The sequence below is a fragment of the Streptomyces sp. NPDC086787 genome, assembly GCF_044745865.1.
In the GTDB taxonomy this organism is placed as follows: Bacteria; Actinomycetota; Actinomycetes; order Streptomycetales; family Streptomycetaceae; genus Streptomyces.
Genome location: NZ_JBIVBC010000018.1, coordinates 43,374 through 55,492, shown reverse-complemented (window position 1 = coordinate 55,492; position 12,119 = coordinate 43,374). Strand labels below are relative to the sequence as shown.

Here is a 12,119-nt window from a genome sequence, read left to right as displayed (position 1 = left end):
TGACGGACTCCGCCGGACCTGACGAGGATCCGGGGCGGCGCTTGTGACGCCCCCGGCCCGCTCCACACAGTGATGAACGTGTTCAGCGCCCGGCACCGGGCTCCGGCAGCGGAGCGACCGATGCGCGCCGGGATCCCGTCCAACCGGCCCAACCCTCCTGGGGGCGTCCATGCCGTCACCACACCTCGCCGACGCCGTCGGCACGCACCGCGAGAAACATCCCGACCGGGTGGCACTCTCCTGCTGCCATCTCAGCGTCACCTACCAGCAACTGGACGACCTCACACGGACGTTCGCCGACCGGCTGGGGCGACTGAGCCTCGCACCGGGCGACACCGTCTGCGTCCCGGGGCACAAGACACCAGGGACCGTTGCCCTGCTGCTGGCGGTGTTCCGCCAGGGGCTGGTCGCGCTCGTCCCCTCGCCCGACCTCGGCGCCGAGGCGCTGGGCCGGCTCTCCCGGCAAGCCCGTGCCCGCCAGCTGCTCCACGCCGGAGAGCAGGGCGCGCTGTCGGTCGAGCCGATCGAGCCCGACGAGGACGAGGCGACGGGGTTCACGGTCGCCGATCCGGCCCGCACCCGGCTCCTGCTGACCACCTCCGGCTCGACCGGAACCCCGAAGATCGTGCCCATCCCCGTCGACGGCTTCACCGCGTTCGCCGACTGGGCGGCCGACGCGTTCGGACTCTCCGGCGACGACGTCGCCCTCTCCTACGCCCCCCTCAACTTCGACCTGGCGCTCCTGGACGTCTGGACCTTCCTGCGCCTCGGTGCCGAGGTCGTCCTCGTCGGCAAGGAGCACGCCACCGACGCCCGACGGCTGCGGGACCTGGTGACCGGCCGGGGCGTGAGCTTCGTCCAGGGCGTGCCCCTGCTCCACCGGCTGCTCACCGAGCACCTGAACGAGACAACAGAGGACTCGGCGGGCACGACGGGCCCCTACCCCACGGTCCGTCAGGCCGTCTTCACCGGCGAGTCGATGCCCGCCGACCTGCTGCCCCCGGTGTTCGCCGCCTTCCCCGCGGCACGCCTGCACAACGTGTTCGGCTGCACCGAGACCAACGACTCGTTCATCCACGAGGTGTCCCGCACCCCGGTACGGGACCGGATGCCGATCGGCCGCCCGCTGCCCGGTGTACGCACGCTGGTCGTCGGTGCCGACGGCGACCCGCTGGACGGCCCCGGCGGCGGAGAGCTGCTCGTGTCGACGCCGTTCCAGACCGACGGCTACCTCAGGGCCGCCCTGAACGAGGAGGCGTTCACCGAGATCGACGGCCGGTCGTACTACCGGACCGGAGACCTCGTCACCCGGGCCGAGGACGGCCTGGTGCGTCTGGAGGGGCGGGCCGACTGGCAGGTCAAGGTGCGCGGCATCCGGACCAACCTCCAGGAGGTGGAGTCCGTCATCGAGGCCCACCCCGACGTGGCCGAGGCGGTCGTCGTCGCCCTGCCCGACGACCAGGCGGGAGTCCGGCTGCACGCCAGCGTGACCCGGCGCCCCGCCGCCGCGCTGACCGGCCTCGGCCTGCGGGCCCACGCCGGAGCCCGGCTGCCCCGGCACGCCATTCCGTCCTCCGTCCACATCACCGACCAGCCGCTGCCCCGCACATCCACCGGCAAGCCCGACCGCAACCGGATCAAGGCCGACCGCCTGGCCGACCACACGGCCGGCCGCACGAAGGAGACGACGACAACATGACCCCGAACGAGATAGCAGACGACGTCCGTGACCACATCGCCGCCGAGTACCTGGCGGGCGAGGACGCCGCGGACCTCACCGACGACTACGACCTCATCGGCTCCGGAGTGATCGACAGCCTGGGCCTGGTCCGGCTGGTCTCGCACATCGTGACCGCCTACCAGGTGCCGCTGGACGACCTGGAGATCAGGCCGGACGACTTCCGGACCATCGCCGCGATCACCGACCTGATCGTCCGTCACTCCGCGCCCGCTGCGGCCGCCGCGGCCTGACGCGTCCCTCTCCCCACAAAGACAAACAGCAGAACAGCACTCGAAGGAGTATCCCCATGTTCACTCGCACCACGGACGAGATCGCCCCCGTCGAGTGGGGCAACGGCACCAGCCACCGGCTCCTCGTCGAGGCCGACCGGATGGGCTTCGCCTTCGCCGTGACCCTGGTCCGTCAGGGCACCACGAGCGCGCTCCAGTACCGCAAGCACCTGGAGGCGTGCTACTGCGTCGCGGGCTCCGGCGAGGTCGTCGAGAAGGACGGCACCCGGCACAAGATCATGCCCGGCACGATCTACGTCCTCGACCAGCACGACCCGCACTACCTCGTCGCCTCCGACTACGAGGACCTGCACCTGGTCTCGGTGTTCAACCCACCGATCGTCGGCACCGAGCGGCACACCCTGTCCGAGGACGGCTTCTCCCAGTACTGACAGCCGCTCCGGCCCCGTTCAGAGGAGGACAGTCATGTCCGATCATCCATTCCAGCCCGATCTCGCGGAGCTGATGCTCCCGTGGTCCGACCGGCTCAACGCCGATCTGGACGAACTGGACCACACCGCCGCCTTCCCGTGGGACAAGTGGTCGGCCGTCCAGGACTCCGGGATCCTTCGCACCCCCTTCTCCCCCGCCTACGGCGGCCACGGCCGGTCCCTGACCGACACCATGGCCGCCCTGGAAGGACTGGGCCGCGTGTCGCACGACTCCGGCCTGTCCTTCTCGGCCTCCACACAGATCGTGTCCGTGGGCGTGCCGCTCCAACGGTTCGGCGACGACGAACTGAAGGAGCGCTACCTGCCGAAGATCGTCTCCGGCGATCTGATCACCGCGCACGCCATCACCGAGGAGTCCGGCGGCTCCGACGCGACGAACATCTCCACCACCGCGGTACGCGACGGCGACCACTACGTCGTCGACGGCGGGAAGATGTTCATCACCAACGCCCCGGTCGCCGACCTCTTCCTGCTCTACGTCCGCACCGGCGCCCCCGGGCCGTTCGGGCTCACCTGCCTGCTGGTCGAGGCCGGCACGCCCGGTCTGCTGGCCGGCCCGGCCCTGGACAAGATCGGGCTGCGCACCAGCCCGGTCGGCACCCTCGCCTTCGAGAACCTGCGGGTTCCCGTCACCCAGCGGGTCGGCGGGCACGGGGCCGGGTTCCTGGTGCTGGACCACGTCATGAAGCGGGAGGTCCTCTTCTCCTTCTCCATCACGCTCGGCGAGATGACCCGCCGGCTGGAGGAGACCGTCCGGTTCGCCAGGGAGCGCACGCAGTTCGGCCGGCCCATCGGCAAGTACCAGGCGATCTCCCACCGGATCGCCGACATGAAGATACGCACCGAGACCGCCCGCAAATGGCTGCGCGACACCGGCGCCAAGGTGGAGGCGAGCCAGGACGCCGCCGTCGACCTCGCCGCCACCAAGACCGTCGTGTCGGAGGCGAACGTCCAGAACGCCCTGGACGCGGTCCGCATCCACGGCGGACGCGGGGTGCTCACCACCCACGGGGTCGAACGCGGACTGCGCGACTCGATCGCCGGGACCATCTACTCCGGGACCAGCGAGATCCAGCGCACCCGGATCGCCAGCCTCCTCGGCCTCTGACCAGGAAACGTACCCATGACCACGGATGCACTCAGCTCGCCCAGCCCACTCAGTCCCCTCAACGCGCTGACCGCGCCCACCGAGTTCCTCGACTACGAGTCGGACGCGGTGCAGACCTTCATCGACGACGTCGTGGCCGACCGCTCGGCCGACCGCCGCGCCAACGCCGTCAAGCTGTACTACGCGGTGCGCGACACCGTTCACTACGAGGTGTACGGCGCCGACCTGTCCCACGAGGGGCTGAAGGCGTCCCGCACCGCCACCACCAAGTCCGGTTTCTGCCTGCACAAGTCGGCCCTGTTCGCCGCCGCCGTACGCGCACTCGGCATCCCCTCCCGGCTGGTGTACGGCGATGTCCGCAACCATCTCGCCTCGCCCCGCCTGATCGAGCACATAGGCGGCGACGTCTTCTTCCACGGGCTCACCCAGATCCATCTGGACGGCCGCTGGGTGAAGGCCACGCCGGTCTTCAACAAGGTGCTCTGCAAGCTCTACGGCATGGCGCCGCTGGAGTTCGACGGCAGCGCCGACAGCCTCTACCACCCGCACGGCAGCGGCGCCGCCATGGAGTTCCTCAAGGATCACGGCGCCTTCGACGACCTGCCCTACGCGTTCGTGATGGCGTCCATGCGCAGCGCCCACCCCCGGTTCCTGGAGGGAACCCGCACCGTCTCCGGCGGCTCGCTCTCCCTCGAGGCCGTACCGCCGTCCGCCCCGAACCCCGAGGAGACCTCGTGAACACCACCCGCACCGTGCCCGCCGCCGATCCCGGTCTGCTGGACTTCGACGAGGAGGTCCGCGAGGCCCTGCACGAGGGCCGGCCGGTCGTCGCCCTGGAGTCCTCCGCCATTCCCAGCGGGCTGCCGTATCCGGCCAACCTCGACATGGCCCTGGACATCGACGCGGCCGTCCGCGCGGCCGGCGCCACACCCGCCCGGATCGCCCTGCTCGACGGGCGGATACGGGTGGGCATGGACAAGGAGCTGCTGGAGCGCTTCGCCACCGACCCGTCCGTGCCCAAGGTCAGCACCCGGGACTTCGGCATCACCCTGGCGCGCCGCGGGTCGGGCGGCACCACCGTGTCCTCCTCGCTGGTGGCGGCGGAGCTGGCCGGTATCCCGGTGTTCGCCGTGGCGGGCATCGGCGGAGTGCACCGTGACGCACCGGACACCTTCGACATCTCGGCGGACCTGGTGCAGTTCACCCGCAGCCGGGTGGCCGTGGTGTGCGCGGGCGCCAAGTCGATGCTGCATCCGGCCTGGACCCTGGAGTGGCTGGAGACCGCGGGCATCCCGGTGATCGGCTACCGCTGCGACGACTTCCCCGCCTACCTGAGCGTCAGCAGCGGGGTGCGCGTCCCGCACCGGCTCGACGACCTGCGCGAGATAGCCGCCGTCGCCGTCGCCCACTGGCGGGCCGGGAACACCACCTCGCCGCTGGTCACCCACCCGATCCACGAGCAGGACGGCATCCCGTCCGCCGACATCGAGGCCGCCCTCGCGGACGCCACCGCCCAGGCGCGGGCCGCGGGCGTCACCGGCCCCGCGATCACGCCGTACCTCCTCAAGGCGATCGCCCAGGCGACCCAGGGGCGTACGTCGGCCGCCAACCGGTCCGTACTGCTGTCGACCGCGACCCTCGCCGGGGAGTTCGCCACGCAGCTGGCGCTCGAACTCGCGGAGCACGCCGGGGCGGGCGCATGACCGCTCAGGGACCCGCCGCGGTCCTCTTCGACCTCGACGGCACACTGCTGGACACCCCCGGCGCCATCGCCGGGGTGCTCGGCAGGGTACTGGCCCGGACCGGCCACGGGGACGTCCCGGCTGACCAGGTGCGCGCCACCGTCGGCAAACCGCTCGGAGCCGTGTTCGCCCAGCTCACCGGCCTCCCCGAGGACCACCCTGAGGTGACGGCCGCGGTCGCGCTCTTCCGGGAGATGTTCCGGGAGGAGGTCGTCCCGGGGGCCGCCGGCCTGGTCTTCCCCGGCATACCGGAGCTGCTGGGCCGGCTGCGGGCCCAGGGCGTGCGGACCGCCGTCTGCACCAGCAAGATCCGGCCCAGCGCCCTGGAACTCCTCGAACCCGCCGGTCTCGTCGACGCGTTCGACGCGATCGTCTGCCACGGCATGGCGCCGCGCGGCAAACCCCACCCGGACCTGGCGCTGCTCGCCGCCCGATCGGTCGGCGTGGAGCCGGGACGGTGTGTGGTCGTCGGCGACGCCGTCGACGACATGCGGATGGCGGCCACGGCCGGCATGTCCGCCATCGGCGTCTCCTACGGGGTCGCCTCGGTACGGGAGTTGACCAGGTCGGGGGCCGGACTGGTGGCGGACAACGTCGACGCGCTGACGCGGGCGCTCGACCGCCTTCTGCCCACCGGTACGGCCACGGGTGCGGCCACGGCCGCGAGTGCGGTCCCCGCCGCGGCCTCCGCCTGACGGCTCCTCCGCCCCAGCCCATCTCGTCCCCCACCCCACCTCGGCCCCCCAGCCCAACCTCGGCCCCTTGCGCCCCTTCCGGCCTCCGCCCCCCCGACTCGCCCGACTCGCCCCACCCGGGACCTCTACCTCTACAGAACCAGGCGGTCACCTCACCATGCCTCTCCCGACCACATCCACCACGCCGACGGCGTCCCGCAGCCCTGTCGGCGGCCTCATCACCCTCTCCGCGGCCCAGTTCCTCATCGCGCTCGACTTCTCCGTCATCTTCGTCGCGCTGCCGGACATCAGCTCCGGCCTGGAGCTGTCCGGCAGCGCCATGCAGTGGGTGGTCAGCGCCTACTCCGTGTTCTTCGCCGGATTCCTCATCGTCGGCGGCCGGGTCGGTGACCGGGTCGGCGCCCGCAAGCTGTTCATGGCCGCGCTCGTGCTCTTCGGCATCGCCTCGCTGCTGGGCGGCATCGCGGCGAACGCCGCCCTGCTGTTGGTCGCCCGCGGTGCCCAGGGCGTCGCCGCGGCCTGTCTCCAGCCGTCGATCCTGGCCCTGGTGAACACGACGTTCCCGCCCGGCCGGGAGCGCACCCGGGCGCTCGCCGTGTGGGGCACGGTCGGCGCCAGCGGGCTGGCCGCCGGCGTGGTCATAGGCGGCCTGCTGACCAGCCTCTCCTGGCGCTGGACGTTCTTCGTGAACCTGCCCTTCGCGGTGCTCTGCGCACTGGCCGCCCCCCGGTTCCTGCCCGGCCGGACGGAGCGGAGCCGTACCAACGCGCTCAACGTGCTCAACGCCGTGCTGTGCACCGCGACGGTCCTCGTCTCGGTGCTGGGCCTCACCCTGGCCGCCGACACCGGCTGGACCGACCCGCTGACGCTGGCCAGCTTCCTCGCCGGAGCCGTCCTGCTGGTGCTGTTCGCGGTGCGCGAGCGGAGCAGCGGACAGCCGCTGGTCGACCCGGTGCTGCGCCGCACCCGAAGCCTCCTCATGGGCTGCGGCTCCTCCGCGCTGTACATGGCGAGCGTGGCGGGTGTCGAGTTCTACCTGGTGACGCTGCTTCTGCAGAACGGCCGCAGCTACACGCCGCTCGCCGCCGGCATCGCGTTCCTGCCGCTCGCCGCCTGCATCACCTTCGGGAACATGATCGCCGGAAAGCTGGTCGGGGTCCTCGGTGTGCGTCGCTGTCTGACGCTGGCGTTCGCCGTCGGTGCGGCCGGGCTCACGCTGCTCGGTCTCTCCGCCCATCACCACGGATACCTCGTGGCGATGCTGCCCGGGATGGCCGTCAGCGGACTCGGCCACGGCATGATCTACACCTCGATGTTCGTCGGCGGCACGCGTGACGTGGACGACCGCAACCAGGGCGTGGCCGGGGCGCTCATGACCACCACGCAGTACGCGGGAGGCGCCCTCGGCGTGGCCGCCCTGGTCCTGGTGCTGGGCACGCACCCCGACGACGGCACCTTCCGTACCGCGTTCCTGCTGGCGGGTGCGGTCGCGGTGATCGGCGCGGCGCTCGCGTGGATCGGCTTCGGACCCGGTACGCGGACAGCCGCCGAGCAGCCGGAGGCGCTTGCGGAGCCGCTCCCGGCCACGGCCACGGCGGGTGAGTGCTGATGGTCGCCCTCGCCGCCCGGCTGGGCATCCTGGTCATCCACAACGACCCCGTGCCCGAGACCGAGATCTGGCGGATGGCGCCCGACGGGGTGTCGGTGCACACCGCCCGCTTCGAGTGCCCCCGGCCCGCCGACACCGAGTACGTCGGCAGCCCCGCCGGCGCCCTCGCGAACGCGCCGGACGTCGTCCGCGGCCTGGACCAGCTGGGCCGGCTGGGCGCGCAGAGCATCGCGCTCTGCTTCGGTTCGAGCAGCTTCTTCGGGGGTCCCGGCTTCGAGGCCGAGTTCGTCGCGGCGGCCGGCGCGCACGCGCACGGCGTGCCCGTGTACACCGCGGCGACGGCCATCACGGCGGCCCTGCGGGCGTCGGGCATGCGCCGACCGCTGCTGGTGATGCCGCCGTGGTTCACCGAGCCGACGTTCCGGGCCACGGAGAAGTACCTGGGCGAGGTCGGCGTGGAGCAGTCCCGTCAGGTTCAGTTCGCCCTGGGCCCGGAGTGGGACGGCATACCCCGCTACAACGCCTTCGACGAGGGCGCCCACTGGACCGTCGACCCGGCGGAGGTGCACCGCCAGGCGGTCCGGGCCTTCCACGACCCGGACTTCCCGCGCCCGGACGGGATCCTGGTGCCGGGTAGCGGCTTCCCGGCCCACGGGGCCGTCGTCCCGCTGGAGCGGGAACTGGGCGTCCCGGTGATCACCTCGAACCAGTCGGTCCTCTGGTACGGCCTGCGCCACGCCGCGCCGGGCAGGGCACCGGAGGCCGGGGCGGGCGCGCACGGGAGTCTGTTCACCCGGCCGCTTCCGCCGGGGACCAGCTCGGGGACCGGCTCGGGAATCAGCTCTCCTTGAAGCCCCGGTGCAGGGCCACCACTCCGCCGGTGAGGTTGCGCCAGGCCACCTTCGACCAGCCCGCCTCGCGCAGCCGCCCGGCCAGCGCGGGCTGGTCGGGCCAGCTGCGGATGGACTCGGCGAGGTAGACGTAGGCGTCCGGGTTGGACGAGACCGCGCGGGCGACCGGCGGCAGCGCGCGCATCAGGTACTCGGTGTAGACGGTGCGGAAGGGCGCCCAGGTGGGGTGCGAGAACTCGCAGATCACCACCCGCCCGCCGGGCCGGGTGACCCGGTACATCTCGCGCAGCGCGGCATCCGTGTCCTGCACGTTGCGCAGCCCGAAGGAGATCGTCACCGCGTCGAAGGTGTCGTCCTTGAACGGCAGCCGCGTGGCGTCACCGGCCGTGAACGGCAGCCAGGGGTTGCGTCGCTTGCCGACCTGGAGCATGCCGAGGGAGAAGTCGCAGGGCACGACATGGGCGCCGGTCTGCGCGAAGGGCAGCGACGAGGTGGCCGTGCCGGCCGCCAGGTCCAGGATCTTCTGCGCGGGACGCGCGTCGACCGCGCTCGCGACCTCCTTGCGCCAGCGCCGGTCCTGGCCGAGTGACAGCACGTCGTTCGTCAGGTCGTACCGTTCCGCCACGTTGTCGAACATCGAGGCGACTTCGTGCGGCTGCTTGTCCAAAGATGCGCGGGTCACTCACTCATTGTGGCAGGTCCTTTTCCCGAGACGTTTTCCGGGAGGTTTTCTGAGAGGATCCGGCGCAATGAGGAAATCCCTGATCTCTGCGATCTCCACAATCTCCGCGGCCTTATCCAGCTGCGTGTTCCTACTGGCCGCCACGGGATGCTCCGCACCGGACACGACGTCGGCCAAACCGACGGATCCGAAGGAGTCGCGGCAGTCGAAGCCGCCGAAGCAGCCGACGGAACCGACGCACCCGGTCACGTCGTACGCCCCCTATGTCAGCGCCACCGACGCCTCGGGGTCGGACGCCTCGGGCTCCCCGGCGACGTACAACCTGGCCTTCGTGATCTCCGACGGCAGCGGTTGCACCCCGGCGTGGGACGGCACGGCCTCCGTCACCAGTGCGGCGGTGAAGTCCCGGATCGCACGGCTGAAGCGGGGCGGCGCCACGGTCCGCGTCTCCTTCGGCGGCGCGTCCGGCACGGAGCTGGCGCGCGCCTGCCACAGCGCGCCCGCGCTGGCGGCGGCCTACGGCAAGGCGCTGGACGCGGCGGGCTCCGCGCAGGCCGACTTCGACATCGAGGGCGCCACGCTCGCCGACTCCGCCTCGGTGGCCCGACGTTCCGAGGCGGTAGCCCTGCTCCAACGCGAACGCCCGGACCTGGAGGTCACGTTCACCCTGCCCGTGATGCCGTCCGGACTTGACGCCGACGGCCTCGCGCTGCTGGAGTCCGCGAACGAGCGGGACGTAAAGGTCTCCACCGTCGACATCATGACGATGAACTACGGCGAGTCGTACGACGGCGACATGGGCGAATACGCGCTCACGTCGGCCAGGGCCACCCACGGCCAGCTGAAGAAGGTCTTCGGGCTGTCCGACTCGGACGCCTGGCGGGGCATGGCGCTCACCTCGATGATCGGCGTCAACGACGTGGCGGGCGAGACGTTCACGCTCTCCGACGCGGACCGGGTGAGGAAGTTCGCCGAGGAGAAGGAGATCGGCTGGGTGTCGATGTGGGCGGCGTTCCGCGACCGGCAGTGCGCGGGCGGGAACCCCACGAGGGACGAGGCGGCGACCGACTGCAGTGGGGTGAAGCAGGGTTCGGGGGCTTTCGCGCGAGCGCTGGCGGGCACCGCGTAGCCGGTCAGCGGCCGCGGTACACCAGCCGGCCGCCGATCACGGTCGCCACGCAGGTACCGGCGCCGCGCCGGACCAGTTCGGCGCGGTCCGCGACGTCGAACACGGCGAACCGGGCGGGACCGCCCGGCACCAGCCTCGGCAGCAGGATCAGCGGGGTCGGGGACAGCGCCGCCGGGCCCGGGAGCCGGTCCGGCCGCTGTCCGATCGCCAGCCCTGCCCTGCGCACCGCGTCGGCCACGGCCCGCGACCGCAGCTCCCCGGCCACCGCCACCGTGCCGTGCGCCAGCAGCCGTTGGATCCCGCGCCGCGCGCTCGCGCCGAGGCGTGCGGGGTCGCTGCGGAAGATCCGCCGGGCCTGCTCCCCGCCGATCGGCTCGGTACCGAGTGCGTCGGCCTCGCGCGGATCGGGGTGGTAGGTGGCCTCCAGCAGCTCCGGGCCGTACGGGTTCAGCAGTCCCGGCGTCAGGATGCCGGGCCAGTGCCGCACCTTCGCCCCCGGGTGGGCGACGGCCAGTTCCTGGTGGGGGCCGACGGCGGCGACGGACGCCCCGTCGACCAGGACCGCCGCCTCGGGCGACTGCTCGGCGACATGAAGTGTCAGCACGGAAAGCCTGGTCCGCTCTAGTTGGAGGCCAGCAGCTTCAGCTCGGGGTGGGCCGTGCCACCCTCGATCGCGATGGACGAGATGTGGGACATCACCCGCTCGTCGACCGGGTCGTTCGCCGGGTCGTCGTGCACGACGAGGTGCTCGTAGGTCGTCGCGCGCTGCGCCGGCACCCGGTCCGCCTTGCGGATCAGGTCGATGATCTCCATGCGGTTGGAGCGGTGCTTGGCACCGGCCGAGGAGACCACGTTCTCCTCCAGCATGATCGAGCCGAGGTCGTCGGCGCCGTAGTGCAGGGACAGCTGGCCGGCCTCCTTGCCCGTGGTGAGCCACGAGCCCTGGATGTGCCGGACGTTGTCCAGGAACAGGCGGGCGATCGCGATCATCCGCAGGTACTCGAAGAGCGTGGCCTGCGTACGGCCCTTCAGGTGGTTGTTCTCGGGCTGGTAGGTGTACGGGATGAACGCCCGGAAGCCGCCCGTGCGGTCCTGCACCTCGCGGATCATCCGCAGGTGCTCGATGCGCTCGGCGTTGGTCTCGCCGGTGCCCATGAGCATGGTGGACGTGGACTCCACGCCCAGCCCGTGCGCGATCTCCATGATCTCCAGCCAGCGCTCGCCGCTCTCCTTGAGCGGGGCGATGGCCTTGCGCGGCCGCTCCGGCAGCAGCTCGGCGCCGGCGCCCGCGAAGGAGTCGAGACCGGCCTGGTGGATCCGGGTGATGGCCTCCTCGACCGTCACCTTGGAGATCCGGGCCATGTGCTCGACCTCGCTCGCCCCCAGGCTGTGGATGACGAGTTGCGGGAAGTCCTTCTTGATGGCGGCGAAGTGCTTCTCGTAGTACTCGACGCCGTAGTCGGGGTGGTGCCCGCCCTGGAACATGATCTGGGTGCCGCCCAGCTCCACGGTCTCCGCGCACCGGCGCAGGATGTCGTCGAGGTCGCGGGTCCAGCCCTTGGCGGTGTCCTTGGGGGCGGCGTAGAAGGCGCAGAACCTGCACGCCGTGACGCACACGTTCGTGTAGTTGATGTTGCGCTCGATGATGTACGTCGCGATGTGCTCGGTGCCCGCGTACATACGGCGGCGAACGGCGTCGGCGGCGGCGCCCAGCGCGTGCAGCGGGGCGTCGCGGTAGAGGACGAGCGCTTCTTCGGGCGTGATGCGTCCGCCCGCTGCGGCACGGTCGAGCACGGACTGGAGGTCGGCCTTCTCGGTCACCGGGCGGCCCTTTCGTCAAG

Annotated in this window: 13 protein-coding genes; 10 read left to right on the top strand and 3 right to left on the bottom strand. The window is 71.6% G+C overall.

Annotated elements, in window-relative coordinates:
* Positions 1-169 precede the first annotated feature (169 nt).
* The 9 genes from ACIPK3_RS29900 to ACIPK3_RS29860 all read left to right on the top strand — a co-directional run bounded on the left by ACIPK3_RS29900 (position 170) and on the right by ACIPK3_RS29860 (position 8,467).
* Entirely contained in the window at positions 170-1,699 is a 1,530-nt protein-coding gene (locus tag ACIPK3_RS29900) for an AMP-binding protein (protein ID WP_402574662.1), read from the top strand.
* On the top strand, positions 1,696-1,971 hold the full coding sequence (locus ACIPK3_RS29895) for an acyl carrier protein (RefSeq protein WP_402574660.1): 276 nt from the start codon (positions 1,696-1,698) through the stop codon (positions 1,969-1,971). The genes ACIPK3_RS29900 and ACIPK3_RS29895 overlap by 4 nt, the downstream gene beginning before the upstream one ends.
* A 56-nt stretch (positions 1,972-2,027) precedes the next feature.
* The gene (locus tag ACIPK3_RS29890) at positions 2,028-2,402 is read left to right on the top strand and encodes an ectoine synthase (RefSeq protein ID WP_402574658.1); all 375 of its coding nucleotides are present in this window, start codon (positions 2,028-2,030) and stop codon (positions 2,400-2,402) included.
* 34 nt (positions 2,403-2,436) lie between these two features.
* Complete coding sequence (locus ACIPK3_RS29885; protein WP_402574656.1) at positions 2,437-3,570, top strand: acyl-CoA dehydrogenase family protein; 1,134 nt, start codon at positions 2,437-2,439, stop codon at positions 3,568-3,570.
* A gap of 15 nt (positions 3,571-3,585) precedes the next feature.
* On the top strand, positions 3,586-4,308 hold the full coding sequence (locus ACIPK3_RS29880) for a transglutaminase family protein (RefSeq protein ID WP_402574655.1): 723 nt from the start codon (positions 3,586-3,588) through the stop codon (positions 4,306-4,308).
* On the top strand, positions 4,305-5,273 hold the full coding sequence (locus tag ACIPK3_RS29875; RefSeq protein WP_402574653.1) for a pseudouridine-5'-phosphate glycosidase: 969 nt from the start codon (positions 4,305-4,307) through the stop codon (positions 5,271-5,273). The genes ACIPK3_RS29880 and ACIPK3_RS29875 overlap by 4 nt, the downstream gene beginning before the upstream one ends.
* Positions 5,270-6,007 carry an HAD family hydrolase gene (locus ACIPK3_RS29870; RefSeq protein WP_402574651.1) on the top strand — a complete coding sequence of 246 codons (738 nt, stop codon included), beginning with the start codon at positions 5,270-5,272 and terminating at the stop codon, positions 6,005-6,007. Before ACIPK3_RS29875 ends, ACIPK3_RS29870 begins: the two co-directional genes overlap by 4 nt.
* A gap of 157 nt (positions 6,008-6,164) precedes the next feature.
* Positions 6,165-7,616, top strand: a complete 1,452-nt coding sequence (locus tag ACIPK3_RS29865) for an MFS transporter (protein ID WP_402574649.1) — start codon at positions 6,165-6,167, stop codon at positions 7,614-7,616.
* Positions 7,616-8,467 (top strand): hypothetical protein, encoded by an 852-nt coding sequence (locus ACIPK3_RS29860; protein WP_402574647.1) that lies wholly within the window; start codon positions 7,616-7,618, stop codon positions 8,465-8,467. Before ACIPK3_RS29865 ends, ACIPK3_RS29860 begins: the two co-directional genes overlap by 1 nt.
* Here the strand turns inward: ACIPK3_RS29860 and ACIPK3_RS29855 are convergent.
* A complete protein-coding gene (locus ACIPK3_RS29855; protein ID WP_402574645.1) occupies positions 8,454-9,149 on the bottom strand; it encodes a demethylmenaquinone methyltransferase in 696 nt (231 codons plus the stop codon). The genes ACIPK3_RS29860 and ACIPK3_RS29855 overlap by 14 nt on opposite strands.
* 124 nt (positions 9,150-9,273) lie before the next feature.
* On the opposite strand from ACIPK3_RS29855, the gene ACIPK3_RS29850 reads away from it, so the two are divergent.
* Positions 9,274-10,278 carry a chitinase gene (locus tag ACIPK3_RS29850; RefSeq protein ID WP_402574643.1) on the top strand — a complete coding sequence of 335 codons (1,005 nt, stop codon included), beginning with the start codon at positions 9,274-9,276 and terminating at the stop codon, positions 10,276-10,278.
* A gap of 4 nt (positions 10,279-10,282) precedes the next feature.
* On the opposite strand, the gene ACIPK3_RS29845 is transcribed toward ACIPK3_RS29850, so the two are convergent.
* Together ACIPK3_RS29845 and mqnC are read right to left on the bottom strand one after the other, a co-directional pair.
* Positions 10,283-10,882, bottom strand: a complete 600-nt coding sequence (locus ACIPK3_RS29845) for a hypothetical protein (protein WP_402574642.1) — start codon at positions 10,880-10,882, stop codon at positions 10,283-10,285.
* Between the two features lie 17 nt (positions 10,883-10,899).
* Complete coding sequence (gene mqnC, locus ACIPK3_RS29840) at positions 10,900-12,099, bottom strand: cyclic dehypoxanthinyl futalosine synthase (protein ID WP_402574640.1); 1,200 nt, start codon at positions 12,097-12,099, stop codon at positions 10,900-10,902.
* Positions 12,100-12,119 lie beyond the last annotated feature (20 nt).